Here is a 24,032-nt window from a genome sequence, read left to right on the forward strand (position 1 = left end):
GGTTAATGGCTACCCATTGCTACATAAAAAAGCTGAAATTACATAATTTTCGTAGCCACTCAAACTTTGAACTGGATTCAGATGATAGCTCAGTTGTAATAACTGGCAAAAACGCTATTGGTAAAACTAATATACTTGAAGCAATCTCGTTGCTTGCTAAAAGCAATGGAATGAAAAAAGCAAAAGCCAGTGAGATACAAAATAGATTCAGTAATGAAGATTGGGTAGTGCACTATGATTTTTTTAATGGAATGGATTTTAATTCAATTGGTATCACAAAGAGTTTTGATAAGAAACTAATACAAATTGATGGAAAAACGCAATCGAGTTATTCATCTTTGTATAAGATATCCAATGTAATATGGCTGATTCCACAAATGGACTATGTTCTTCTCAATTCTCCAAGTGACAGATTAAAATTTTTAGACCGTATAGTCTCACTGTTTGAGGAAAATTACACTTGCTGCTACATGAAACACAGAAAAGCTAAACGTGAGCGAAGTAAACTGTTGAGAGAGAACACCTTGGACGAAAATTGGCTCTCTAGTCTTGAAAACATAATGGCCGTTAATGCAGTTAGTATTTTACGTATGCGATCGTCTGTTTTAAAGACACTACAAGACACAATTGATAACCATTCCAGTGAGTTTTTTCCGAAGGCAAGTTTGAAATTCAGCAGCCAGCTAACTTTGGACGATACTGCAGAATATTTTCAGAATCGTCTAAAGGAAAACAGAGAAAAAGATTCATTGACTGGTAGAGTAACCTTTGGTGTGCATAACGATAATTTTCGGGTTTTTTGTCAAAAAAGAAACGTACCAATAAATCTGTGCTCCACTGGAGAACAAAAGTTATTACTGCTTTCTATTATTTTATCCAGTGTAAAAGCAAGGTGTATTCATTACAATAAGGCACCACTTCTTCTACTTGATGATATAATGTCTCATCTGGATAAACATTACAGAAAGGCGTTAATGGAGGAAGTGTTAAGTATTCAATGTCAAACTTGGATAACTGATGTAAATCAAGATAATTTCAATAGCTATCTTTATTCTTTCAAGTTTTTTGAATTATCAAATGAATTAAATGCAAAACTTCCTTGACAAACCTCGCCAGCCCCCTTATCATGATACTGAAGGTATTCAGTTATCTTCATCTGTGCAGATTAAACAGCAAGAAAACAACGTAGTTGGCGTCTTATTTTTAATTTTTTACACTATGTGCACCTTATGTCTTCACAACATTTCTGGGTTTTTACCTATATAAGCTGAAACGCGCTTATAAGTCGTTTAAGACAGTATAGTACGCCGATTTTGCAGGATTAGAGAGTGACAACTAGCTAACACGGGGTTTCTTTTGCCTTTTTTTCTGCTTAGTAAATTTCTTAAACATTCAAACTAAGGTGAGTTGCATTCAAAAGCAGCTAAATTGCAGTGTTTAAGACTTAAAAAACGCCAATACTGAAAATAGACAATGACCAGGGCTTCTTTTGCCTTTTTTTTCGTTTGGTAAATTTCTTAAATATTTATGGCTAAACGACAACCGTCATCCCGCTACTTGTTAGCGGGATCTCTTGTTAGCGGCTGAGATACCGCGAATGAATCGCGGTATGACGGTTCGCGGTGACATGACGATAAGCCTTGTCATTCCAGCGCGTGACGCTGGAATCCAGACTTTAGAGGTTGTCCGGAAACTAGTAAATTCAAGCATATTCCCTCTTTAACATAACCCTACTCATAGCTAGGTATATGAAATTCTCAGTGGATGTTGTGAGTAAATCATACTCCTTCGATAGCCTTCTATTCCTATTAACCCAAGCAAAAGTCCTTTCTACAACCCATCTTCTTGGCTGTACTTTAAACCCTTGTTCTCTTGTTGGTAGTAGCTCAGGTGGCGTATCTTTGTGCACCCAAAATCTACATGGAGGCCTTTTAACAATTTCAATATCTATGTCATATTCTTCCTTTATGTGATTCTTTAAATTTCTTCCTTGGTATCCCATGTCAGCCCACATTTTTTTAACTTTAGTATATTTTGTTCTCATATTGTTTAATGCTATTTTAATACCATCTCTATCATTTTCGTTAGCAGCGCCTACGTAACAACCTAGTATAAAACCCTGAGTGTCTGTAATTATAGCTCTTTTTACAATAATCCGAACAGACCGTAATATGCTACTGGCCTGCTATAGCCATAAACACATATCTTATCGCATTCGGACTATTATAAGAAAGGCTATATATGCCTTTTTCTACCCTTTACTTTTTTACTTCCATCATAGCCTTTGATCCCTCCTTTTCTGTAGTCTTTACAGATTGACTATCTACTATACAGGCACTCGGCTGCTCATTCCTTCCTATTTTTCTTCTACTATATTTTGTAATTTCATAATTCATTTTCTCAAAAATTCCCTGCTTCTTCCATTGCCTGAACTGCTCATACACAGTCTTCCATAGCGGAAAATCATTTGGTAAATACCGCCATTGACACCCTGTACGCAATACATAGAAAATTGCTTCTAATATTTCTTTTTTGCTATACTTTTGCGGCCTTCCTCCTTTCTTGTATGATACTCTGAAGTGTTTTTCTATTCTTGCCCATTCCCTTTCGCTTAGATCTGTTGGATACTTTTTTCTCATCTTTACCACGTACTAAAATTTCAGATATTATAGCCTTTTACTTGTTTCCGGACAACCTCTAAAAGCTCACTACCATGGTACAATTTTAAACTATGATGATTTATTTTCTACTAATAGCAGCTCTCTATAACCACTTAACAAGTGGTGGCATTGACATCATAATTGCATCTGGATTGCCGTCAGTCATTAAACCAAACCTTGTGCCACGATCGTATAACAGATTGAATTCTACATATCTGCCACGTTTTATTAATTGATTTTCTCGTTGTTCTTTTGTCCAAGATTTTTGTATATGTTTACGTATGATGTGCAAATAAATTTCCAAAAAGGCTTCACCTACTGCTTTTGTGAACTCAAAATCGTTTTTCCAGTTGCTAGAACTCAGATTATCATAGAAAATGCCACCAATACCACGCGGCTCTTTTCTGTGTTGTAAGAAAAAATAGTTGTCACATTGCTCTTTAAATTTTGGATAATATCCGGTGTCAAATCTATCACATGTCATTTTGATTGATTCATGAATATACTTGCAATCTTCTTCATTTCTATATATTGGCGTAAAATCCATTCCTCCACCAAACCATTGTTTTGAAGTATATATCAGCCTTGTGTTCATATGTGCTGCAGGGATAAGGGGCGATTGCATATGAGACACTAAAGATATACCGCTTGCCCAGAACTCTCCGTTACTTTCACTTGCACCAGGAATTTCATTAATGGCTGAATCTGCAAATTTTCCGTGTACTTTTGAAACGTTTACTCCAACTTTTTCAAAAACATTACCAAAAATAATTGTAGATTCACCACCTCCACCACCTGGGCGATCCCACTTTCTCTTTTCGATTTTTGGCTCTGCGGATGATTGTTTTTCAATTAATAAGAAAGATTCTATAATCTTATCTCTTAGTGCACAGAACCATTTAAATGCTTGTGTTTTTTGTTTTTCCATAATATCCTCTTGCTAGCTTATTAACATTGTTATATCTGATATTTAAGGAACTTAATTAGATTTGGATGATAATTATCTATCAAAGACGTTAATAAATCTATAATAATTAAATCAATATAATAGAACATTTTCGTATGTACAACAATGCCAAGTAACAATAATGAATAAAAGATACATAGATAACAAAAAAGAGAACAGGGTTGACTTCATACTAAGAAATTATGGAATGTCAATTGTTGTGATGGCAGTTATTATGCTCTTACCTCCAGTAGCAATATCGATACTCTACTTTTTTGATATATATAGTCAGCATATTAATATAGAGATTAATTTATTAGTTAGCATTCTAACAACTCTCTTTATGATTTATAATGTAAAACGCTACAGATACCTACTTAATACTATAGAATTTCAAAATGCAATATTTGCAAATGCACTAAATCATAATACAGAATTTTGCCTTATTTTACATAAAGATGAAGGTATTATTTATGCTGACGCAAGGTTCTACGAAAGGTTTAAAGATCATATAGATGATGACATTACGTTAGGCAAGATTCTTGAAATAGGAGATGTTTCAGAAGCAGACAAAAAAGTACTCTATCATGCACTAAAAAATAACTCTTCTGTACAGGTATGCATTTCCTTAAACAAGAAGAATAGAGTATCTAACTTTCTTTTGCTCTTTGAGCCGATACCAGATAATCCCCAAATTGCTATAAATAGTAATAAGATTTTAAATTTATCATTAGTGCCAATAGCAAGGCCAGATGGGTATTTTGTATTAAAAGCAACACAGATAAACAAGGAGCAGATATATGAAGAGTTAATAGAAAAACACAGCATAGGAACTTACATTGCAAATGCCAAAGGGGTGATTTTATCTGTAAATAAAAGATTTTTAGACATATTTGAACTAAAAAAACTGGAAAAAGGTAGCTCAATCAGTGATTTTATATCTCAATCTAAATATAACAATACAACAACCGATAATGAAATTTTGTTTTTTACTATAAGTGGTATTCCATTCAAGGCTTATATGAGCACTGCTATATTTTGTGATAAATACAACCATAGCTATATATATGGCTTTATAACACCAACCGAATCAAATATTGTTGATTATCAATTACACCCTTGTTTTGCAAATTCATCAATTGCTATTGCACAATGTGACATAAACGGCAACTTTGTAAAGAAAAATACGGCACTAATAAAGCTTGCAGGGTCAGATAATAATTCAATCTTTACGTTGATATTGGATAGTTATCATGTGAAAATACGTGAATATTTTTCGAGTAATAGAATAAATAATGCGTCTTTTGATGTACAGCTCAACGGCGGTAATAACATAAAAATATATTTCAATAAGTTTCTTCATAATAAAATGATCTTCATACTTTGTTATTTTATTGACAATACTGAACACAAAAACCTAGAGATAAAGCTTGAGCATTATCAAAAGATGCAAGCTATAGGGCAGTTAGCAGGTGGTATTGCGCATGATTTCAACAATATATTGACTGGGATAATAGGATTTTGCGATTTGCTTTTACTCCAACACTCAGCTGGTGACCCATCTTTTGGAGATATAATACAGATACAGCAAAATGCAAAGCGTGGATCAAATTTAGTAAGACAATTGCTTGCTTTCTCAAGAAGACAGACCTTGCAGCCAAAAATTATTGATGTAAATAATACTATAGCTAATCTTTATGAAATGATAAAAAGATTAATAGGTGAAAATATAAAATTTAATATTTATTATGGTAGAGACTTGGGTGCTGTTAGGGCTGATCAAGGGCAATTAGAGCAAGTTATACTTAACTTAGCAGTCAATGCTAGTGCTGCTATGGAAAAGGGCGGAGAATTAACTATACGAACCTTTAATCAAAAGATTGACTCATTAAATTCTACACCTCAGGATATGTTTTCTCCAGACAAGGAAGCGATTGAACATGGAAATTATGTTGTGATTGAAGTAATTGATACTGGATGTGGAATGACGAGTGATACAACTGAAAAGATCTTTGATCCATTTTTTTCTACCAAAGATATTACCTCTGGTACAGGTCTTGGCCTCTCTACTGTATATGGCATTATTAAACAAACTGAAGGATACATCTATGTTGCTAGCAAAGTAAATCATGGAACTAAATTTAGCATATTTTTGCCCATGGTTTACATATCAGATGAAAATGATAGAGAGGAAGATAGTGAAGAAACAGAAAAACCGGTAGTAAGTGAAATTAAAGGTAATGGTATAATTTTATTAATCGAAGATGAAGATTCAGTAAGGGAATTCATCTCTAAAGCACTCAAAAGAAAAGGATTTGATGTAATAGAAGCAAGCATAGGCAGCGAGGCGCTAGAAATAATCAGTAAAAAAAGTCAACATATAGATCTTATAATCACTGATGTAATCATGCCAGAGGTGAGCGGCCCAGAAATAGTTAAAGAAGCATTGATCCATAGGCCAAATATCAACGTTATTTTTATTTCTGGGTATGCAGAAGATGCTTTTTTAAAGAGTGATGACATCAATATAGAAGATTTTCACTTTTTGCCAAAACCATTCACTCTGAATGAATTAGGAAACAAGGTTCAAAGTGTGTTACACAAAGCAAAAAAGACAGTCTAATTTTAGTGTGGTTAACAACAAAAAAATTTTCTAATGCAAAAGTTTCTTGCATATATACAATAGAATTATTTTATACATAAGATAAAAGGCGTGAGCAAGATTATTGCAATAGTAAATCAAAAGGGTGGAGTTGGCAAAACCACAACTAGTATAAATTTATCGACAGCCTTTGCTGCTGTGGGAAAAAGCACTTTATTGGTAGATCTTGATCCTCAAGGAAATGCTAGCACCGGACTCGGGATTTCTTACCGTAGTAGGGAAGAAAAAAACATATACAAAATACTACTAAGCAGCGAAAATAAATTGATAGAATCGGCAATTTTCAATATAAAGGAAATTCCGAATTTATCGCTAATTTCGTCAGTAGTTGATTTGTCAGCTGCAGAAATTGAATTATCGCAACTTGAGCGAGGAAAATTCGTACTAAAAAGCGCATTGGAGAAGATACGCGATAATTATGAGTATATAATCATCGATTGCCCTCCATCACTTGGGCTTCTGACCATAAATGCTTTGACTGCTGCTAATTCTATTATTGTTCCTCTTCAGTGTGAATTTTTTGCTCTGGAAGGATTAAGCCATTTAGTTAAAACTGTGGAGCTAATAAAAAGGAATAACCTAAACCCTTTTTTGGCAATAGAAGGGATAGTGTTAACAATGTATGACAGGCGCAACAAACTTAGTGAGCAGATTAAAAACGATATTTGTCAGTATTTAAATGATAAAGTATACAAAACTATCATCCCATTGTATGAGACTGTTATTCCACGTAACGTACGGTTATCAGAAGCACCTTCTCATGGAAAACCTGCTATTGTGTATGATCTTAAATGTCCTGGTGCACAAGCGTATATAAGTTTGGCAAGGGAAATTTTAAAAAAGCACGCGAGCAGTTGTAAGGAGAAGAAGCTAGTGAGCGAGGGCGTGGTATGAAGGATGATAGACGCCTCGGCAGAGGTCTTGCCGGTCTCATAGGCGATAATTATGATAATAAAGAAGATCGACAAGAGTATTTGCCTATTTCATTACTGCACCCAAGTAAATTTCAACCGAGGAAACATTTTGACGAGGAGTCATTAAGAGAACTTGCAAATTCGATAAAGAAGAGTGGCATTATACAGCCCATTGTGGTACGCAAAGATTCAAATGATGATGGTTACGAAATAATAGCTGGAGAACGTCGTTGGCGAGCAAGCAAGATTGCAAATCTTAATAGTGCACCGGTTATCATAAAAGATTTGAACGACAAGGAATGCTTGGAAGTATCCATTATTGAAAACATACAAAGACAAGATATTAATCCAATAGAAGAAGGTGAAGCGTATAAGAAACTGATAGATGAGTTCTCCTATACACATGAGGAACTAGCCTCAGCTATAGGCAAAAGCCGCAGCCACATAACCAATATGATTCGGATGTTGTCACTTTCCTGTAGGGTGAAAACAATGATCAACGAAAAAAAATTGTCTATGGGCCATGCAAGAACACTGATTAATGTTGAAAATGCGGAAAGTATCGCAGAAAAAATAGTTTCTCAGGGCTTAAGTGTTAGACAAACTGAAAAATTGATAAAAGACTTACACCAAAATAATAATCAAAAAGAGCGGAAATATACTAAAAATCAAGATATGGCAGTAATAGAGGGCGCTATATCTTCTCAACTTGGTTTAAAGATCAAAATTAATGACAACAATTCTAAGGGTAAAGTTATGATACGGTATGATAATCCAAATGAATTGGATTTGATATTGAAAATTTTGAATAGGAAACTTGAGGCATAGCTAGTAGTTGGCTAGCAAAGCAACAAACCAATATCAACTGTTGGTGTCATGAAAGTAGCTGACACTGGAATGGCTTTGTTGCATCGCTACTTATGAAAGGCTAACTATAGTTAGGATTATAAGCAACCTATTGAAAATCTTGTTTTTTTGCAATCAATCTGATCAAATTTAAGAATAGTAATTTGTTATTTATATTAATAAATTTAATTCTATTGAAAATAGCTAAAGCATTGAAATTCTTGAATTTTAGCCGGATTGGTAAATGGTAGTGAAATTTCTTTTACTCAAATTTAGGTATTCATTGACCGTTCTTGTTATAAATACCAGAATAATAAGCTACTGATATTCCCTATCTTTTTTATCTTTAATCCATCATAGCTAGCGATGCAACAAAGCCCACTGGAATCCAGGAATTTTATTAAGTTGGTAAGCATAAAAGTATAACTTCTACGTCATACCGCCGCGGTATCCGCTAACAAGCAGCGGGATGACGATTGTCAGGGTAGCTGTCATCCCAGTGCCCTGACTACTTGGATCCAGGAAAAAGAATGGTGTCATCCCAGTGCGTGACACTGGGATGACACCCTAGTAGAAATCGTTTTTGTAATTGCAACATTCGTGCAATCTTTAGCCATAAATATTTAAAAAATTTACCAAATGAAAAAAAAGGCAAAAGAAACCCCGTGGTGGTTGGCTATTTACCATGTACTAAAATATCGGCGTTTTTTTTATTCTAAAACGCTTGATTAAGAGCGATTTAGCTGCTTTTAACTTGCAACTAACCTACACCGCAAGTGTTTAAGAAATTTACTAAGCAGGAAAAAAGGCAAAGAAACCCCGTAGTAGCTAGCATTCAAATTCTCCCTTGTCAATTTGACGTTTTTTGCTGTCTTAAACGCTTTGTAAGCGCGTTTCGGCTTATATAGGTAAAAACCCAGAAATTTTTAAAGACATGCGATGCACGTAGTGCGAAAAATTAAACATGAGACGCCAAATACCCTAAGTTTTTTGTCATTAACCTGCACAGATTGCGAAGATAAATAAATAGCTTCAGTTTTATGATAAGGGAGCTGGCGAGGCTTGTCAAGGAAGTTTTTCGTTTCATCCAATGCGCTGCCAAAAGCTATGCAAAAAGTCCAATGAGTTAACTCCCATATATCCTGAGTAATTCTTGTGCATTAGCCTTTATTAGAGTAGGGCATTTTCTGTCATTTAATAGGGAACGCAATACTTCAGTTGCACCTTTAATGTCGTTATTGTGTATCTTTACTACAGCGATAGCTTCTTGGCTTGAATAAGGATACACTGCACTTGATTCTAAATTATCAATTTTATCTTTATTTATTTTTTCACCGTTGGAGTGAAGTAAGCTCATTACTTCTAAATATTGTGCTAACTCACGCAAAACATTAGGAGCATCTTTATCATCTGCCAAATCATTATAAATAGATGCTGTGTCTGTTGGCATTGAATCTGAGATATGATTGAATGCGCGTTCAAAATTTGCTAAATACTCCCAATTTGAATCTATTTCTTCTAGCAGCGGCTTATTATCTTTTTTTAAGAATAATACTTCGTAAAACTTGTCACCTGCAGTTATAGATTGTTTTGTGTTATCAATGTTGCGCAATAAGTATAATGTGATGCCAACTAACATTGGCGCGAGTGCAAGCAGAAAGATGTATTTTTTCATGGTAATATTCCAAATAGTTATATATTTATACATTAATGCTTTTGATTTGCAAAAACATATTGACATAGTGATTATATCACATAATAATATTCTTAAAGTTGTTTGAATAGTTGGAGATTAAAATATTTCTAAAGTAGAAATAAAGACAGCAGTATTAAGCTAAATTATTTTTTGTCGGATTTATCCGATGTACCCTCAACCTTTTATAGGTTGAAGTCTAAATTTGAGAGTTTGATCCTGGCTCAGAATGAACGCTGGCGGCAGGCCTAACACATGCAAGTCGAACGGAGTTATATTGTAGCTTGCTATGGTATAACTTAGTGGCAGACGGGTGAGTAATGTATAGGAATCTACCTAGTAGTACGGAATAATTGTTGGAAACGGCAACTAATACCGTATACGCCCTACGGGGGAAAAATTTATTGCTATTAGATGAGCCTATATTAGATTAGCTAGTTGGTGGAGTAATAGCCTACCAAGGCAATGATCTATAGCTGATCTGAGAGGATGATCAGCCACACTGGAACTGAGATACGGTCCAGACTCCTACGGGAGGCAGCAGTGGGGAATATTGGACAATGGGCGAAAGCCTGATCCAGCCATGCCGCATGAGTGAAGAAGGCCTTTGGGTTGTAAAGCTCTTTTAGTGAGGAAGATAATGACGGTACTCACAGAAGAAGTCCTGGCTAACTCCGTGCCAGCAGCCGCGGTAATACGGAGAGGGCTAGCGTTATTCGGAATTATTGGGCGTAAAGGGCGCGTAGGCGGATTAGTAAGTTAAAAGTGAAATCCCAAGGCTCAACCTTGGAATTGCTTTTAAAACTGCTAATCTAGAGATTGAAAGAGGATAGAGGAATTCCTAGTGTAGAGGTGAAATTCGTAAATATTAGGAGGAACACCAGTGGCGAAGGCGTCTATCTGGTTCAAATCTGACGCTGAGGCGCGAAGGCGTGGGGAGCAAACAGGATTAGATACCCTGGTAGTCCACGCTGTAAACGATGAATGTTAAATATGGGAAGTTTTACTTTCTGTATTACAGCTAACGCGTTAAACATTCCGCCTGGGGACTACGGTCGCAAGATTAAAACTCAAAGGAATTGACGGGGACCCGCACAAGCGGTGGAGCATGTGGTTTAATTCGATGCAACGCGAAAAACCTTACCACTCCTTGACATGGAAATTATACCTATTCGAAGGGATAGGGTCGGTTCTGCCGGGTTTCACACAGGTGTTGCATGGCTGTCGTCAGCTCGTGTCGTGAGATGTTGGGTTAAGTCCCGCAACGAGCGCAACCCTCATCCTTAGTTACCATCAGGTAATGCTGGGGACTTTAAGGAAACTGCCAGTGATAAACTGGAGGAAGGTGGGGATGATGTCAAGTCATCATGGCCCTTATGGAGTGGGCTACACACGTGCTACAATGGTGGCTACAATGGGCTGCAAAGTCGCGAGGCTAAGCTAATCCCTTAAAAGCCATCTCAGTTCGGATTGTACTCTGCAACTCGAGTGCATGAAGTTGGAATCGCTAGTAATCGTGGATCAGCACGCCACGGTGAATACGTTCTCGGGTCTTGTACACACTGCCCGTCACGCCATGGGAATTGGTTTCACTCGAAGCTAACGACCTAACCGCAAGGAGGGAGTTATTTAAAGTGGGATCGGTGACTGGGGTGAAGTCGTAACAAGGTAGCAGTAGGGGAATCTGCAGCTGGATTACCTCCTTAGGCTTTGCACATAATTTACCATTTTTAATGATGGTGTTGTTATGTGCTATACTGCTGTCTTTACTTCTACTTTATTTTAATTTCCCGATAACGGAATTTTATGAGTGATAGACCTCTTTCTCCACATTTACAAATATATAAAGTACAAGTTACTAGTTTTTTCTCTATTATGCATAGATTGACTGGTATCTTGCTATTCCTTTTATTAATGATACTTTCTTGGTATTTCATATTACATGTTTACTTTCCTGAGTTACTTATAGTAAGGTACTTAAATGCATTATTATTCACTCCTGTTGCTAAATTAGCTTATGTCTTATGTTTTATAAGTTTTGTATATCATTTTCTTAATGGTATTCGTCATTTATTGTGGGATGTTGGGCTTAATTTAGAAATTACTGGCGTTTCAAGGAGTGCTATACTGCTGACAGTAACGCTACTTCTTTCTACTATGGCTTTTTTATTTATGTTTATATGAGTCAGTCTGGAAATTCAGTACATCATTGGTGGGTTCAGCGTGTTTCTGCGGTAATTTTACTGTTCCTGTTTCCTTGGTTTATCTATTCATTTTCTTGCACATTTTATACTGATAGCTCTTTGTCTTTTAGTGAAAAATTTATTAATCACCCTCTAGAGCTTTTATTTTTTGTTGTATTGTTGTTTTGCATTTTTTGGCACGCAGTTCTTGGAATGCAGGTAGTATGCGAAGATTATATACACAGCGTACCTTTGAGGATTTTTACAATTACATGCATAAAGTACTTATCAAGCATTACTTATATAACCCTCGCTTTTACAATCTTTATCTTCTACAGGCATATTTTCTTGTAAAATCACCGGTGCTGTGTTAATATATTATTAGTGTACTAGTTTTATTATTGAACTATAGCATTATAGCGATTTTGGTTTGACAATATGTTTGAAGCATTAAAAAAGGGAGCAATAGATCTTACACTTAAAACAAAAGGTCTGCTTACTTCACCTGAATCTCAAGTTTACGTCGAAGACCTTAGAAAGGTAATGATGTATGATGGAAGGAAATGCCAGTATCCAAAAAATTATGATCAAATTGTACAGTCTGCTAAAATCATAGAAAACAGGGATATGCATGGAAATGCTATACTAGATAAAGATAAAAATCCAACCTATAAACTTTTGTATGGTCAAAAAGATGAGAATGGAGAACAACCAAGTTTCAGATTATCTTTAGTTACCAAAGATAAAGATAATGATAGATCTTATTTTACTATCAATTATACAGACAATCAGGGTAAGCAAATTCCGATAAATGAGTTGCATAAGTCATATTTTGAGCCATTAGGCTTTTCGAGAATGGATTTGAAAAAACACGTGCCAATTTTTGAAGCTGAAAAAACTAAGGATCCTCAATATCCATTTGAATTAACTAATTCTTCTGTGCTAACTAAAGAGGTAAAAAATAAAGAAGGTAAAGTTCAGGAAGTTGTTGATGAAAAAGGAAGAAATGGAGAATTATTATACACTAGTGATTACAAGAAGCTAAGCACCCATTTTTCAGAAATTAGAGATCAGAATGGTAATCTAGAGCTAGATAAAAGTCTTATATCTGTTCCTATCGTTTTTGCTACAAGTTTAGCTAAAGTTTGTACTAAATTGTTGACTTCTCTTCCTATAAAGTTAGGGGAGCATTTAATAAGCGAACAAAACCCAATTGCAAAGTCTTTTGGTTATCTTTTATTTACTCCTGCAATGGCAGTAAAAAATTTAGTGGATATGGGAGCTACCATACTTAAGGCTCCAATTTTATTGTTTGTAGCAAATGAGAAAAAATATGGTGATGCTTACTACACCATGTGGAAACACCAACTGAAAGGATGTTTGGAAGAAGCAAAAAGTGACTTTAATGTTATTAAAGGTGAAGAAAGGCTAAAGCCGGATCATGGGAATCGTGATTCACTAGTGGGCACATGGGATGAGCTTAACGCTAGAAGGCCAAAGAAACAAGGGGATGATAAAGAAGTTAGCAAGAGTAATGAAATACTAAAGAGTCCTGAGGAAGAACAAAATAAGGGTAATGAAATATTAAGTGATAAAAGAAAAGGTCATGTTGAGGAATTACAAAATAGAAGAAATTCACAGCAAGGGCAAGGCGCTACACATGATCACTCTCATTAGCAATTACTTTAAATCAACATTTACTTTCTTTATTAACTATTCCACAACAAAAACTTGCATGTATTTTGCCCTCAGTATAAGATATTAATTATTTAATTAATATCTTAACTAAATGCGCCCTGTAATATTGTGTGGTGGTAGTGGTAGCAGACTTTGGCCTTTATCTAAGCCAAAGCAATTTCAGAAAATATTTAGTCAGAACACTATGTTTCACAACACTTTGTTGAGGCTAAAAAGCGATTATATGCCGCCCATAATTGCTACAAATATACAGTACGAGTCATTAGTGATGGAGGAATTGCATGCACTGCAAGAATATAAAGTGATTTTCGAACCAGTGAAAATTGGAACAGCAGCGGCAATATTAATTGCTGCACTTCTCTGCAATGAAAACGAGACAATGTTAATTCTGCCTTCAGACCATTTTATAGGTGATTTGAATAGTTTTTATGCTTCTACTCAAAAAGCGTCTAAGTTAGCCTCTGAAACTAACTCTATAGTCACTTTTGGGGTTAAGCCTCATGAATTCAATTCTGAATACGGCTATATAAATGCAGTATATGATCAGAAAGAAAAATGTCATATAGTGAAAGATTTTACAGAAAAGCCCGAGCGTAAGTTAAGTAACGATCATTATTGGAACTCTGGAATATTTGTGTTTAAAGCAAAACGCTACATAGATGAGATTAAAAAATCTGCCCCGAATCTTTACAATTTATGTTTTAAATATTTCACACCGCAAGAGAGATTTCTGTATTTAAAACAACGAGATTTTGCAGGAATTGAAGGCATATCCATTGATTACTTGGTGATGGAGAAAGCAAAAAACGTTGCAATGATAGAAGCTAATTTCGATTGGTTGGATGTTGGAACTTGGAATTCAGTTTTAGAATTGAGTGAGAAGTTTAGTAAAGAACCGGCATCATTTCAGCATGTGATTAGAGAAAAAGAACCAGTTTCAACGACAGAAAGTAATAAAAATTTATTGAGTGGAGCTTGTAAGCAACCAAACAAAAGTCTAATTTCATTTATTCATAAAGTTAAGAAAGTAAAGGTGATAAGGAAAGAAGTTAAACCATGGGGATTTTGTAGTATAATTTTAATGAGCGAAAATTTTCTTATAAAATATCTTTTTATCAATCCATTAAGCTGCACTTCTAAGCAATTCCATCACTATAGAGATGAATACCATATAGTGCTATCAGGAGTTGGATATGTTAGTTTAGAAGACAAAGAATATGCTATAGCAAAGGACCATATGATAGAAATCCCAAGGGAAGTTTCCCATAGGATTGAAAATAGAAGCACAAGCTTTCCACTTGAAATAGTTGAATTTCAGATAGGAGAGCATTTATCTGATAATGATATAGTGAGATTGGATGATGTATATGGAAGAATATGGTAACGCCATAAATGCATTTGTTGGCAATTTATAATATGGGTATAGCTGCTTTATGTAAAAAATAATATTTACTAAATCTTAATATTTTAAACCTATACCCATATTTTAATAAATAATGAGTTGTAATTAATATGAAGGATCCATTTAAAAGTGACAATTATAGAGAAAATCTCGGTTTCCTTAAAGAAGCTATAAAAGCAAGAGATGAGTTAGTAACTATTAGACATTATAATAAAACGGTAAGGGATTTATCTCAGGCATTAAAGCGTTTTACAGATAAGGCAGAAGGTGTAGCTAAGTTTGTTATACGTAGTGACTCAATTGATTATGTAAAATCGATGAATGGAAAGCCATCAGGTCTTAAGATATTAAAGGAAATATTGAATAGAATCTCGGGAAGAAATGTTCCAGTTAAGAATATAAGTAGTTTTATTGATAAATTACCTCCTCCTACTTCAATGACAATCTTTGAATATCTAGAGGCTTATCGTAAAATTTCAGGTTTGGAGCAAGTTGAAAGAGGAAATATTGCAATAGCTCCAGAAAAGCCAGAACGCAGTTTTCTAAAAGAAGATAGACAAGTAGAAGTTAATTATAATGATTCAGGCCATGGAAATTCATTAGATGAAAAGCCTGGATACAAAGAGATATCAAATTATCAAGAGAAGAAGAGTAAAATTTTAACAGAAAATTCACAAAGTTCAAAATCGCCTAGAGAAGAGCTAATTTATGTAACAGTTCCTAAAGAACATATGGAAGCAAAAAGAGAACTTAAACAAAAACAACAATCTAAACCTCCAATATTGCCAAAACCATCAATAGCACCCCCATTGCCAAAAAAAATGTTTACTGCTGGTCAAGAAGTTAGACAAAAACCAAAAGTAGTAGGAACTGTTCCTAAATCAACTAAAGATAAACCTGAATTACCACTAAAACTTAAAAAGTTAGGTCATACTGATCAAAAATCAAGCACAAAGCTAGAAATGGTAGTATCTTCTATGGAAAAAGAAATTAATTATAATATCGATATTAAAGTACAAGAGATAAGAAAAAAATTCAAACAAAATCAAGCAAAAGAAAGTCCTAATGCGCAAACTATTGAAAGCAGGACCCCTCCTGTTGCACAAGTGAATATAGATGTGGAGAAAAAAACTAGGCCATCACCAAAAGTTGCTTCCCAATCTCGCTTATTTCCAATGAGGGATGAAATATCTCAGATGAATCCCTTATCAGCAAAATCTGATCCGAGACCTCATGTTAGCAAAAATGCTCTTCTCACAGATGTAAATGTAAAGCAACTAGTTGTACAATTTGAAAATTATGGAAGGAAAGAATTATAACTTATTGAATAAACCCAATAATATTCTTGATTTTTTCTATGTTATAAAAGCACAAGCTCTCCACTTGAAATAGTTGAATTTCAGATAGGAGAGCATTTATCTGATAATGATATAGTGAGGTTGGATGATGTATATGGAAGATTTTGAAATTCTAATGTTAAAGATACTCTATAAGTCTGCTAAATTTAAGGAAGCAAAAATCTCTAGTTTTTAAATAAAGAAAAGTCTACAATTATACGAAGTTTCAAAAATATAATGTCTAACCTCAAAATATTTTGTAATGTCCATTGCCTTTGAAATTACTATGGCTGCTTGCTATTTGCGAGCAAGAAATGCCAGATTTTGCTCTATAATGACTTTGTTCTCTATTATCGGCATTGCCCTTGGAGTTGCAACACTAATAGTGGTGATGTCTGTGATGAACGGATTCAGAGCAAAGTTGCTTGACTCAATACTTGGCATTGATGGCCATATTAACGTTTATTTTGATAGGAACATAAATTCAGATTACTACGCAGTTTCAAAATCTATTGAGAGAATTCCTGGTATATTAAAAGCTACTCCTATGACCAATGATCAAGTTATTATTGTAGCAAATGGTAAAATTGCAGGTAGCGTAGTGCGAGGTGTGTCAACTAAAGATTTGCTTGATAGTACTGCCGTTACAAATAATGTAATTATAGGTGATGTAAAAAAATTTGATGAAGGGATAATAATAGGAGCACGCTTAGCAGAAGTTTTGAACATTGACTATGGCGACGAAATTACGTTTATATCATCTGAAGAATTTGATGCATTGCTTGGTGAAATGCCGCGAATGAAAAAATATAAAGTTATAGCAATATTTGATATGGGTATGTTTGAGTATGATAATACCTTGATATATATGCCTCTAAAATCAGCACAAGCCTTTTTTAATTATAAAAATAGCATAAAAAATATAGAAGTACTTGTAGACGACGTTACTAGAGCTGATAAGCTGGCAGATGCTATAGAAAAAGAAATAGGAATGGAAGCTGAAAGTTGGCAATCACAGCAAAGCCATTATTTTAGTGCTTTAAAAACTGAAAGAAATGTGATGTTTTTAATTCTCACTTTGATTATAGTTGTAGCAGCGTTTAATATTATCTCAAATTTAATGATGATAGTGCAAGAAAAGAAATCCGCGATTGCAATTATGCGTACATTTGGTGCAACAAGTGGAAGCATTATGCGTATATTTTGCGCTTGTGGTCTATTAATCGGTTTTACGGGAACTTGTCTTGGCTGTATTATAGGTGTCGTTTTTTCTCTCAATATCGAAAGCATTAGAGTGTTTTTAGAAAACATTACTAACGTCAAGCTGTTTGATCCTATGATATACTTTTTTTCAAGTTTGCCAGTGATATTAGTACCCCAAGACGTAGTAAATATTTCTGCACTTGCGTTACTCTTATCATTTTTAGCGACAATTGCTCCTGCGTTGCAGGCAGCTGGACAAGATCCTGCGGAGATACTACGTTATGAATGATACTCAGCAAAAGTACATAGGTTGGTTCTTAATTGTATTGTTATTTACCGGTTACATCACAATAAATAACATAATCTTTTTAAAAATAAATCAGCAAGAGAGTGAAAACAATGTGAAAGCTTTAACGGAAAACATGGATGAATTTAGAATGTTGCTTGAAGTTAATCAATCTAGAATAGAAAAAAAGATATTTGACCTCAAGAGAAGTCAGCATACTCAATGTGAGCAAGGTGATAATAACTCAAGATGTAAGAACCTTGCAAAATTGCTATTACTTGTGGTTAAAATGAAGAATTCGTTATTGCGAGAAGCAAAATTTGATAACCATATAAATTCAATAAAGCCTTTGATATCAGAGCTTGACGATCCAGAGATAGAAAATGCAGTAGATGAATTAGAAAATTTGAAAGAGATAAATACCTTACACGAATTGAAGTTATCTTTTGAAAAAACTATTGATACTATCGATTACAACAAAAGTACATTGTCTAAAAAAATCATTTCAAACTGGATAAAGGTAGACGACCGAAATGATCCATTAAGAGTAAAATTCGCAGAAATTGAGGAGTCAATAAATGATAATGATTGGCAAAATATAACTGTTACAGTAAGCAATTTAACGCATTCAGAATTCAAGCCATGGCTGAATAAATTGAATGGTTTTATTGTAGCTTCTAAGAATATTTCAACAATATATCATCACTTATTACAATATATCTCATGATTTATTTTATAATTTTCGCTTTTTCGTTTTTATTTGGTATATGGGTCAAGGTAAGTGGTGAAGTAATAAAATTGGAATTAGGCAATTACACTATAAGTATTGATCTATATTTCATTATTTTTACTTGTGTAGTTTTATTATTTTTATTAATTACACTTGTACGCTTTTTTTCCTCCATTTCATCAACATTTGCCAACATAAGAAATAGAAGAAGGGATAGGGAAGAATTGCTTCTCTTTGAAGCTTTCTTTAGCATAGACTTAGACAATATAGAGAATGCCCAAAAGCTAGTTAAAAGTCTGAGTGAGGAGAGCGATAGGTTGTCTTTAATAAAGCTCTTTAACTCAGGTAAGACGGGAAATTACAGCTTTTTCAGTAACGGTTTAACAAATATTGCAAATAAAAATCGTAACTTAGCTCTACTTCTAGCCAATAAGCTGATTGTCCACCTCAAACAAGAAAAAGTAGTCTTTCAAAAATTTATAGAATATTGCTCTAGTTCAATTAACGATAAAATGCTATCTATTCCCTTTCAAATAGAGCATTGCATATTGAAAGAAGATTGGATTAATGCAATTTTGAGGTTGAAGGAAGCAGTTAAGTCCAATATTTTTCTCCCCTTTGATCATAAAGAAATGTTTGCAGTGTTTTATTGCGCTTTAGCGAAGCAATATGAAGGTAAAGGAAATTTTAAGGAGGCTATAAAGTCTTTATTTAGAGCACAACGTTATAGTGCAATTTTTCAGCCCATCAATTATTTAAAGGCAGAATTATATATTAAACTTGGAAAAATCAGAAAAGCTTCTGCAGTGCTAGAGGCAGAGTATACAGTAAATCCTACTCCTCAGTCAGCTAAAATGTACATCAATTTAAATAGTAAAGGTGCTGAAAGACTATACAACTTACGCCCTGATTATTATTTTAGTTACTGTTTACTTGCTTTGTCCTCAATGAGTTCAGGTAAATATGATCCTGCAAGTCAATATTTAGACACTGCTATGAAAAAAGCTAATTACATGTCAATCTACTTTATTGTAATACAACTCAAGGTTACATTGCAAGAACACGACAAGGTAATTTATTGGCTAAACAAGATGGGCTCAGAAGCTTTGCCTGATCCAGGCTGGAAATGTAAAAATTGTAACAGGGAACTAGAACAATGGGATCATAAGTGTTCAAGTTGTAATAGTTTTAATTGTGTTTATTATATATTATAAAATTCCACAAAGTGTAGAAATTACCATTAGGCTACTTTCACATTGATATTGCTGAAGTTAGAGCACTTTCTTAATATAATCCTTATCTCCAAACAATAAACCTGCAAGTTTCTTAGCTAGACTTGGTTTTAATGTCAAAAAAACTTGCTTTTAGACACTAACAGTTATATATTTTAATAAATCAGGGTTGTATACAAAATGAAGAGCTTAAAGGAATTATCCTTAAGAATTAAGAATATTAGGTCTGTACAGAAAACCACGAAAATAATGCAAATGGTTTCTGCAGCAAAGTTGTTACAAAGCCAAAAGAAGTTATTAAATTCAAAATTATATGTATCTAAGCTGCATAACATTATTTTTTCATTAATGCTATCAGTTGATCAAGAATTACTGGCAAAAATTCTAAATGTCAGTAACGACGGTTCTTACCTAGTATTCATTATTGCGTCTGATCGTGGCTTGTGCGGCAACTTTAACTCTTCTATTGTCAAATTTAGTCAAGAGCGTGTAAATAAGTCAATCGCAAATGGCAAAAAAGTAGATATTGTATTTCTTGGTAAAAAAGCTTTTGATGTAGGTAAAAATAGATTTGACTCTAAAAGTATCTTAAAAATTGAAAATAGTAAGGGAATCACGTTAAAGCACGTAGAAGCTTTGGTTGATGGTATAGATTTAAGTAAATACGATAAAGTTAAAGTTTTTTATAGTAAATTCTATAATACCTTCACGCAAAAACCAATGTTGGAAACAATAAAACCATGGAGTAAAGACTCATCCTTGATTGATAGCTCTCTGGCTGGTCCAACAACAGATTACGGCTATGAGTATGAACCACAAAATATTGAATTTATTTTAAAATCTTTGGTTCAAGATTACGTTGTAATTGCTCTTTACTCTGCTTTACTTGAAAGTGCAACGAGTGAGAATAGTGCTAGAATGGTTGCTATGGAATCAGCAAACAGAAACACTAAAGAGATACTGAACAAATTAGCATTGCTTTATAATCGTTCTCGTCAAGCAGCGATTACGACTGATTTAATTGAAGTTATAGGTGGTGCAGAATCTTTATAGAAATCTAAGGAATAGAAAATGAATATATTAAATATTGCAGCAGATATTACTAAACTAATAAAAAAGCAAAATCAAGATGCGGAAGTTACAATATATGAAACTAATAAGACTTCAGTTTCTCAGCGTCTATCAAAAATTGAGCAAATATCACAATCTAAAAATTGCACTGTAGGAATCAGAGCTATAGCAGGTAAAAACAAAGCTGCGTATATTTCTACAAACGATTTGAATAATCTGAGTGATACAGTAAGCCAAGTGGTAGAAATGGCAAAGAATGCGCCAGAAGATCCTTGCATTAATTTTGCTGTAAATGGTAGTAATTATATCTCTTCTGCAGATTTAAGTATCTCAGATAATAATGTTGTAACCGTTGATAACCTAAAAGAAATTGCTGAAGCTGCAGAAAATTCAGCCCTTGCACATAAGAGTATCACTAATTCTGAAGGAGCCTCTTCTTCATACGCTTTAGTGAATACAGTATTATCGACTGTTTCTGGTTTTATTGGCTCGTTTAGTAAATCAACCTTTGCTAATCAGGTCTCTGTTGTTGCTGGAAGAGAAAGTGAAATGAAGGTTGGTTACGATTATGATATAGCATGTAATTTTAGTGATTTAAAGTTGCCAGAGTTAATGGGAAAAGAAGCAGCAAAAAGAGCAGTTGATCAATTGAATTCACGTACAATGAAAACTGGTAAATTTCCAGTTATTTTTGAAAAAAGAGCAGCAAAAGGGCTAGTAAAAAGTTTTGCTTCTGCTATAAATGGGAGCAGTATTATAAGCAACAGTTCTTTCTTGAGGGGTAGTTTAAACGCTCAGATTTTCAACGATAGAATTAATATTATCGATGATCCATTGTTGCCAAGAGGCATAGCATCGAGACCATTTGATGGAGAAGGGATAACTAGCAAGAAAAATATATTTGTAAAAAACGGAATATTACAAAATTGGATTTTAGACTTATACTCGGCTAGAAAATTAGACTCAGAAACAACCGGAAGTGCAACTCGTGCAAGTAATGCTGCAGTTATTCCTGCAGCTAGTAACCTCTACATTGAGAATGGTGATGTATCGTTTGAAGAATTAATTCAGGAAGTGAAAGAGGGAATATATGTAACTGATTTATTTGGTTTTGGTGTCAATTTAATCAATGGCGATTACAGCCAAGGCGCTTCCGGATTTTTTATAGAAAATGGAAAAATAACGTATCCAATACATGAGATTACCATTGCTAGCAATTTGAAGGATATGTTTAGCAATTTAGTCGTTGCAGATGATCTAACTTTTTGTGGGCAATTTAATTCACCAACGATTAAAGTTAGCGAAATGACGGTTGCAGGTTCGCTTAACGATTAAAAAATTTATTTGCATCAAGTACAACAATTGTGTATTATTGTCATGTAATGTTAAGAATAGACTATGGAGTATAAAGGTTTAGTTTCAATAGCTAAGCTTAAAGCATTCTCAATCGTAATTTCAAAGTTTTTCATCACATTAGTAATGTTAGTTAATAATTTAGGAGTTGTTTAAATGGAATTTGGTAATGTAAAATGGTTTAATGCCGAAAAAGGCTATGGTTTCATCAAGCCAGAAGGTAAAGGGGGTGACGTTTTTGTACATATTAGCACATTGGAACGTTCGGGAATAAGACCTGAGGCACTTAAAGGAGAGAATAAAGAGAAGGGAATAAAAGGAGAAAGGGTGAGTTATGAGGTTAAAGAGGAGCGCGGTAGAAACGGAGAAGATAAAAAATCTGCAATAAATTTAAGATTGGAAGATTAATCTATTATGAAGTCTTTTAACAGGATTAACGTATTGTGAATAATTTTCATGAGATGGGTCTCCCAGCTTCGCTTAGACAAGCTCTAGATAAAAATAATCTTTTCGTCCCAACTCCGATTCAAATACAAGCGATTCCCTTAGCGCTACAAGGTAAAGATATTCTCGGATCTGCTCAAACGGGGACTGGAAAAACTTTAGCATTTGCTATTCCGTTGGTTGCTAAGTTGCTGAATGAGCCTAACACTGGTTCAGCTTTAGTCATCGTGCCAACCAGAGAGCTTGCGCATCAGGTAACAAATGAGATAAGAAAACTCTTATCTCAAAATTCTGCACTAAGGGTCGCTTTGTTGATTGGTGGTGAGCCTATTTTTAGGCAGCTAAATCAGCTTCAGAAAAAACCACAAATTGTAATAGGTACTCCTGGTCGTATTATAGACCATATTGAGCGTAAAACTTTGATTACTCGCAATGTTAGCGTTCTTGTGCTTGATGAAACGGATCGTATGTTTGATATGGGCTTTGGAGTTCAGATTGAAGAAATTATGAAGCATTTGCCTAAAATAAGGCAAACTCTTATGTTTTCTGCAACTCTTCCTGGAGATATAGTAAAACTTGCTGAGAAGTACCTTAATCGACCAGAACGTATTTCTGTTGATTGTGAGGTTACAACTTCTGTAAAAATTAAGCAAGAAATTGTTTATGCATCAGAATCAGAAAAATATGAAAAGCTTGTTACACAACTATGTCAGCGCGAAGGATCAATCATTATCTTTGTCAAAACAAAGCGAGGAGCGGATCAGCTAGCTAACAGATTGCACAAAGATGACTATAGCGCTTTAGCAATTCATGGTGATTTAAGGCAGCACAAGCGCGAAAGGGTCATTAATTCTTTTCGTCGTGGCCGTAATCAAATCATGGTTGCAACAGATGTTGCTTCTCGCGGCCTTGATATTCCCCACATTCAACATGTTATCAATTATGATGCACCACAATCGCAAGCTGACTATATTCATCGTATAGGTAGAACTGCACGCGCTGGAGCTGAAGGGTATGCGCTATCTTTTGTTACACCTCAAGATAAGAGAAGACTGCCTGCACTGGCAGACAAAGAAGGAGAGCTAAATTTTGATTGTAGTGTGCAATTTAAAAAACGTAACAGCAAAAAGGTCTTTAAAAGGCCAAGTACGTTAAAGACTAAATACGGTAGAAAAAAGATCAATGCATTTAAGAAGAAAAGCAGAGTACTAGAAAAAGCGTATTAAATAGGATTTACCTACAATTTGATAAGCGTAAAACTCGTCATTCCGCTGCTCATTAGCGGAATCTATGCTGAGATATTGCGGTGCTATGACGTAGATCCAGAGTGGGATTCAAATTGGCTACAGCGAACTGCTGGATTTCAATTTTT

General features: G+C 34.5%; 18 protein-coding genes, 1 rRNA gene and 1 pseudogene. 17 read left to right on the forward strand and 3 right to left on the reverse strand.

Going from position 1 to position 24,032, the window contains the following annotated elements; genetic code table 11:
* The first annotated feature begins 5 nt into the window (after positions 1-5).
* The gene (gene recF / locus AAGD90_RS01425; protein WP_341822005.1) at positions 6-1,103 is read left to right on the forward strand and encodes a DNA replication/repair protein RecF; all 1,098 of its coding nucleotides are present in this window, start codon (positions 6-8) and stop codon (positions 1,101-1,103) included.
* Positions 1,104-1,702: 599 nt separating this feature from the next.
* Here the strand turns inward: recF and AAGD90_RS07150 are convergent.
* Positions 1,703-2,639: pseudogene (locus tag AAGD90_RS07150) on the reverse strand (IS5 family transposase).
* A 124-nt stretch (positions 2,640-2,763) separates the two neighbouring features.
* Positions 2,764-3,588, reverse strand: coding sequence for an oxygen-dependent coproporphyrinogen oxidase (gene hemF, locus AAGD90_RS01440; protein ID WP_341822006.1), 825 nt, complete (start codon positions 3,586-3,588; stop codon positions 2,764-2,766).
* 160 nt (positions 3,589-3,748) lie between these two features.
* Between hemF and AAGD90_RS01445 the strand changes: the two genes are divergently transcribed.
* The 3 genes from AAGD90_RS01445 to AAGD90_RS01455 all read left to right on the forward strand — a co-directional run bounded on the left by AAGD90_RS01445 (position 3,749) and on the right by AAGD90_RS01455 (position 8,010).
* Positions 3,749-6,229: a response regulator gene (locus tag AAGD90_RS01445; protein ID WP_341811263.1), complete on the forward strand. Its 2,481-nt coding sequence runs from the start codon at positions 3,749-3,751 to the stop codon at positions 6,227-6,229.
* A 90-nt stretch (positions 6,230-6,319) separates the two neighbouring features.
* Positions 6,320-7,162 carry a ParA family protein gene (locus AAGD90_RS01450; RefSeq protein WP_006280226.1) on the forward strand — a complete coding sequence of 281 codons (843 nt, stop codon included), beginning with the start codon at positions 6,320-6,322 and terminating at the stop codon, positions 7,160-7,162.
* Entirely contained in the window at positions 7,159-8,010 is an 852-nt protein-coding gene (locus tag AAGD90_RS01455) for a ParB/RepB/Spo0J family partition protein (protein WP_264329416.1), read from the forward strand. Before AAGD90_RS01450 ends, AAGD90_RS01455 begins: the two co-directional genes overlap by 4 nt.
* Before the next feature lie 1,144 nt (positions 8,011-9,154).
* Here the strand turns inward: AAGD90_RS01455 and AAGD90_RS01460 are convergent.
* Positions 9,155-9,769, reverse strand: coding sequence for a hypothetical protein (locus AAGD90_RS01460; protein ID WP_264705839.1), 615 nt, complete (start codon positions 9,767-9,769; stop codon positions 9,155-9,157).
* A 153-nt stretch (positions 9,770-9,922) separates the two neighbouring features.
* Here AAGD90_RS01460 and AAGD90_RS01465 point away from each other — a divergent pair.
* The 13 genes from AAGD90_RS01465 (at position 9,923) to AAGD90_RS01525 (ending at position 23,886) form a co-directional block, all read left to right on the forward strand.
* Positions 9,923-11,427: ribosomal RNA gene (locus AAGD90_RS01465) — 16S ribosomal RNA — on the forward strand.
* 100 nt (positions 11,428-11,527) lie between these two features.
* Positions 11,528-11,905: a succinate dehydrogenase, cytochrome b556 subunit gene (gene sdhC, locus AAGD90_RS01470; protein ID WP_010963112.1), complete on the forward strand. Its 378-nt coding sequence runs from the start codon at positions 11,528-11,530 to the stop codon at positions 11,903-11,905.
* Positions 11,902-12,258: a succinate dehydrogenase, hydrophobic membrane anchor protein gene (sdhD, locus tag AAGD90_RS01475; RefSeq protein WP_010963113.1), complete on the forward strand. Its 357-nt coding sequence runs from the start codon at positions 11,902-11,904 to the stop codon at positions 12,256-12,258. The genes sdhC and sdhD overlap by 4 nt, the downstream gene beginning before the upstream one ends.
* An 84-nt stretch (positions 12,259-12,342) precedes the next feature.
* The gene (locus tag AAGD90_RS01480; RefSeq protein WP_341822007.1) at positions 12,343-13,581 is read left to right on the forward strand and encodes a hypothetical protein; all 1,239 of its coding nucleotides are present in this window, start codon (positions 12,343-12,345) and stop codon (positions 13,579-13,581) included.
* Between the two features lie 112 nt (positions 13,582-13,693).
* On the forward strand, positions 13,694-14,986 hold the full coding sequence (locus AAGD90_RS01485; protein ID WP_264329418.1) for a sugar phosphate nucleotidyltransferase: 1,293 nt from the start codon (positions 13,694-13,696) through the stop codon (positions 14,984-14,986).
* Positions 14,987-15,114: 128 nt separating this feature from the next.
* Positions 15,115-16,323 (forward strand): hypothetical protein, encoded by a 1,209-nt coding sequence (locus tag AAGD90_RS01490; protein WP_341822008.1) that lies wholly within the window; start codon positions 15,115-15,117, stop codon positions 16,321-16,323.
* Positions 16,324-16,603: 280 nt separating this feature from the next.
* On the forward strand, positions 16,604-17,833 hold the full coding sequence (locus tag AAGD90_RS01495; protein WP_341822009.1) for a lipoprotein-releasing ABC transporter permease subunit: 1,230 nt from the start codon (positions 16,604-16,606) through the stop codon (positions 17,831-17,833).
* Positions 17,826-18,557 (forward strand): hypothetical protein, encoded by a 732-nt coding sequence (locus AAGD90_RS01500; protein WP_038250643.1) that lies wholly within the window; start codon positions 17,826-17,828, stop codon positions 18,555-18,557. Before AAGD90_RS01495 ends, AAGD90_RS01500 begins: the two co-directional genes overlap by 8 nt.
* Positions 18,554-19,774 (forward strand): heme biosynthesis protein HemY, encoded by a 1,221-nt coding sequence (locus AAGD90_RS01505; RefSeq protein ID WP_341822010.1) that lies wholly within the window; start codon positions 18,554-18,556, stop codon positions 19,772-19,774. Before AAGD90_RS01500 ends, AAGD90_RS01505 begins: the two co-directional genes overlap by 4 nt.
* 198 nt (positions 19,775-19,972) lie before the next feature.
* On the forward strand, positions 19,973-20,845 hold the full coding sequence (atpG, locus tag AAGD90_RS01510; RefSeq protein WP_010081973.1) for an ATP synthase F1 subunit gamma: 873 nt from the start codon (positions 19,973-19,975) through the stop codon (positions 20,843-20,845).
* Between the two features lie 18 nt (positions 20,846-20,863).
* Entirely contained in the window at positions 20,864-22,198 is a 1,335-nt protein-coding gene (locus AAGD90_RS01515; RefSeq protein WP_010081974.1) for a TldD/PmbA family protein, read from the forward strand.
* A gap of 174 nt (positions 22,199-22,372) precedes the next feature.
* The gene (locus AAGD90_RS01520; protein ID WP_006279919.1) at positions 22,373-22,624 is read left to right on the forward strand and encodes a cold-shock protein; all 252 of its coding nucleotides are present in this window, start codon (positions 22,373-22,375) and stop codon (positions 22,622-22,624) included.
* A gap of 35 nt (positions 22,625-22,659) precedes the next feature.
* Complete coding sequence (locus AAGD90_RS01525; RefSeq protein ID WP_038199603.1) at positions 22,660-23,886, forward strand: DEAD/DEAH box helicase; 1,227 nt, start codon at positions 22,660-22,662, stop codon at positions 23,884-23,886.
* Positions 23,887-24,032 lie beyond the last annotated feature (146 nt).

Source organism: Wolbachia endosymbiont (group A) of Ischnus inquisitorius (assembly GCF_964026985.1).
Classification (GTDB): domain Bacteria; phylum Pseudomonadota; class Alphaproteobacteria; order Rickettsiales; family Anaplasmataceae; genus Wolbachia; species Wolbachia pipientis.

Excerpts from the sequence above, each read along its gene's own strand:
- recF (WP_341822005.1), top strand. The coding sequence starts at position 6 with ATGGCTACCCATTGCTACATAAAAAAGCTGAAATTACATAATTTTCGT.
- hemF (WP_341822006.1), bottom strand. The coding sequence starts at position 3,588 with ATGGAAAAACAAAAAACACAAGCATTTAAATGGTTCTGTGCACTAAGA.
- AAGD90_RS01445 (WP_341811263.1), top strand. The coding sequence starts at position 3,749 with ATGAATAAAAGATACATAGATAACAAAAAAGAGAACAGGGTTGACTTC.
- AAGD90_RS01455 (WP_264329416.1), top strand. The coding sequence starts at position 7,159 with ATGAAGGATGATAGACGCCTCGGCAGAGGTCTTGCCGGTCTCATAGGC.
- AAGD90_RS01460 (WP_264705839.1), bottom strand. The coding sequence starts at position 9,769 with ATGTCAATATGTTTTTGCAAATCAAAAGCATTAATGTATAAATATATA.
- sdhC (WP_010963112.1), top strand. The coding sequence starts at position 11,528 with ATGAGTGATAGACCTCTTTCTCCACATTTACAAATATATAAAGTACAA.
- sdhD (WP_010963113.1), top strand. The coding sequence starts at position 11,902 with ATGAGTCAGTCTGGAAATTCAGTACATCATTGGTGGGTTCAGCGTGTT.
- AAGD90_RS01480 (WP_341822007.1), top strand. The coding sequence starts at position 12,343 with ATGTTTGAAGCATTAAAAAAGGGAGCAATAGATCTTACACTTAAAACA.
- AAGD90_RS01485 (WP_264329418.1), top strand. The coding sequence starts at position 13,694 with ATGCGCCCTGTAATATTGTGTGGTGGTAGTGGTAGCAGACTTTGGCCT.
- AAGD90_RS01490 (WP_341822008.1), top strand. The coding sequence starts at position 15,115 with ATGAAGGATCCATTTAAAAGTGACAATTATAGAGAAAATCTCGGTTTC.
- AAGD90_RS01495 (WP_341822009.1), top strand. The coding sequence starts at position 16,604 with ATGTCCATTGCCTTTGAAATTACTATGGCTGCTTGCTATTTGCGAGCA.
- AAGD90_RS01500 (WP_038250643.1), top strand. The coding sequence starts at position 17,826 with ATGAATGATACTCAGCAAAAGTACATAGGTTGGTTCTTAATTGTATTG.
- AAGD90_RS01505 (WP_341822010.1), top strand. The coding sequence starts at position 18,554 with ATGATTTATTTTATAATTTTCGCTTTTTCGTTTTTATTTGGTATATGG.
- atpG (WP_010081973.1), top strand. The coding sequence starts at position 19,973 with ATGAAGAGCTTAAAGGAATTATCCTTAAGAATTAAGAATATTAGGTCT.
- AAGD90_RS01515 (WP_010081974.1), top strand. The coding sequence starts at position 20,864 with ATGAATATATTAAATATTGCAGCAGATATTACTAAACTAATAAAAAAG.
- AAGD90_RS01520 (WP_006279919.1), top strand. The coding sequence starts at position 22,373 with ATGGAATTTGGTAATGTAAAATGGTTTAATGCCGAAAAAGGCTATGGT.